The organism is Deltaproteobacteria bacterium (genome assembly GCA_016875225.1).
In the GTDB taxonomy this organism is placed as follows: domain Bacteria; phylum Myxococcota_A; class UBA9160; order SZUA-336; family SZUA-336; genus VGRW01.
On sequence record VGRW01000169.1, the window covers coordinates 1 to 2071 of the forward strand.

Sequence of the window (2071 nt, forward strand, 5' to 3'; positions counted from 1 at the left end):
GTCGAGACGCCGCGCGTCGTGACCGAGCTCGCCGCGGTCGGCTACGATCGGCTCTTCCGCCGCAAGGCCGAAGACCTCTACGTGCACGACTTCGACGGAGCGCTGCGCGACTCCGACGCGGTCGGGGCGCTCACGGATCTCTCCGTCGTGCGCAGCGGTCGGGTGTCGATCACCCCGGTTCGCCTCGCGCACACCGCCGACGTAGCGGCGTCGCTTCGCTCCCGACTCGAACGTGTGACGCGCGATGATTGACATGTCGTCCCCCAGGGAATAACAAGGCAATCGGGGCGCAGCGTCGGTCGATGCGCTCCGCCGGGGGGAAGAAAGTCATCGCACGCCGCATCGCCTTCATCAACGAGAAGGGGGGCAGCTGCAAGACGACGCTGGTGTCGAGCGTCGGGGACTACCTGGCGCGCGAGCGTGGCAAGCGGGTTCTGCTGATCGACCTCGACGCGCAGGGCCAGCTCGGCAAGGTGCTCGGCGTCGACGTCGGTGCGGCGCGTCGCACTGCGCTGAACCTCCTGCTCGACTCGCTGCTCGGCGAGGACACGCGCCCCGCGCTGCCGATCATGCGCGCGCGCCACCCCAATCTGGACATCATCCCTTCGAACAAGTCGCTCGCGCTCTTCCCGCAGGAGGCGGCCGCGTACCGGGGCGAGGAGAATCATTGCCTGCGCGACGCGCTGGAGCGCGCGCCCGCGTACGACTTCGTGCTCTTCGACGCGCCGCCGTCCTTCGGGGTCGTGACGCTGAACGCCCTGCTGGCGGCCAGCGAGATCGTGCTCCCGGTTCCACTCACCTACCTCGCCCTGGACGGCGCGGCCGAGCTGGTGCGAACCGTCGAGATGGTACGGACTCGCTTCGCCCACCCCGCGCTCGAGATCTCGCTCGTCGTCCCGACCTTCCATCGGAATACGCGGATGGCGGCGGAAATTCTCGAGAAGCTGAGGCTGCACTTTCCCAAGCAGATCGCGCAGACCGTGCTCGGCTATTCGGTGCTGATCGACGAGGCGCAGAGCCGCGCGAAGACGATCTTCGAATACGCGCCGCGCTCGACCGCCGCGCGCTGGATGGCTGCGGTGGCCGACGAGCTGATCGCGCGCGAGCCGACGCGGGTCCGCTCGTGAGCGTCGACGACGTCGCACCGGGTGGGGGCCCCGCGCTCGGCAGCGATCCGTTCTCGCAGGGCGACGGCACGCTCCCCTATCTGCTTCGCCTGCGCGAGACCAGCATGCGGATCGTGACCGAGGCGAGAACCCCGCCGCCGCGGCGCGCGAGCGAAGCTCCCCAGGAGGCGCCGGATCTCGGTCCGCCGATTCCCGAGCTGCCGAGCTTCGAGGACCGGGACGAGGCGGCCGGCACCCTCGACCGCCTGACGGGTCTTCTGCTCACGCGAAGAGACGACGATCGGCTTGCGCAGCTCTTCGGTCGACTGGAGGGCCGACCGTACGACGAGTTCGGCGCGTCGCCGCGTGTCGCGAGAAACGCGCTCGCGTTCTTCAAGCTGCTCTACAAGTACTGGTTCCGCGTCCAGAGCTCCGGCCACGCCGTGATTCCGGAGAAGGAAGGGGCGATCCTGGCCGCGAATCACGGCGGGCTGCTGCCGTTCGACGCCTCGATGGTGGTGGCCGACGGAATTCTCGCCGGCCAGCCACCCCGGCTGGTCCGCACGGTGGTCGATCGCTGGGCGGGCTCGCTTCCCTTCGTGAACGTCTTCTACGCGCGCGTCGGGCAGGTGATCGGAAGCCGGGAGAACGTGCGCGAGCTGCTCGAGGCGAAGCAGCTCGTGCTGATCTTCCCCGAGGGCATGGCGGGGATCCGCAAGCGCGCGGCGGATCGCTACGTGCTGCAGTCGTTCCATCTCGGCTTCGTCGAGGAGTCGCTGCGTCACCGCGTTCCGATCATTCCGGTCGCGATCGTCGGAGCCGACGATCAGGCACCGCTGCTCTACGACGCACAGCCGCTCGCCAAGCTGCTCGGGCTGCCGTTCTTCCCGATCACACCGACGTTCCCCCTGCTCGGGCCGCTCGGACTGCTGCCCTACCCCGTTCGCTACGAGATCGCCTACCCC

Annotated in this window: 2 protein-coding genes; both read left to right on the forward strand. The window is 69.0% G+C overall.

Annotation, left to right across the window (positions count from 1 at the left end; translation table 11 throughout):
* Positions 1–302: 302 nt before the first annotated feature.
* Complete coding sequence (locus FJ108_18460) at positions 303–1127, forward strand: ParA family protein (GenBank protein MBM4337876.1); 825 nt, start codon at positions 303–305, stop codon at positions 1125–1127.
* Positions 1124–2071 (forward strand): hypothetical protein (locus tag FJ108_18465; protein ID MBM4337877.1); only part of this gene is annotated, 948 nt, incomplete at its 3' end. The genes FJ108_18460 and FJ108_18465, both read left to right, overlap by 4 nt.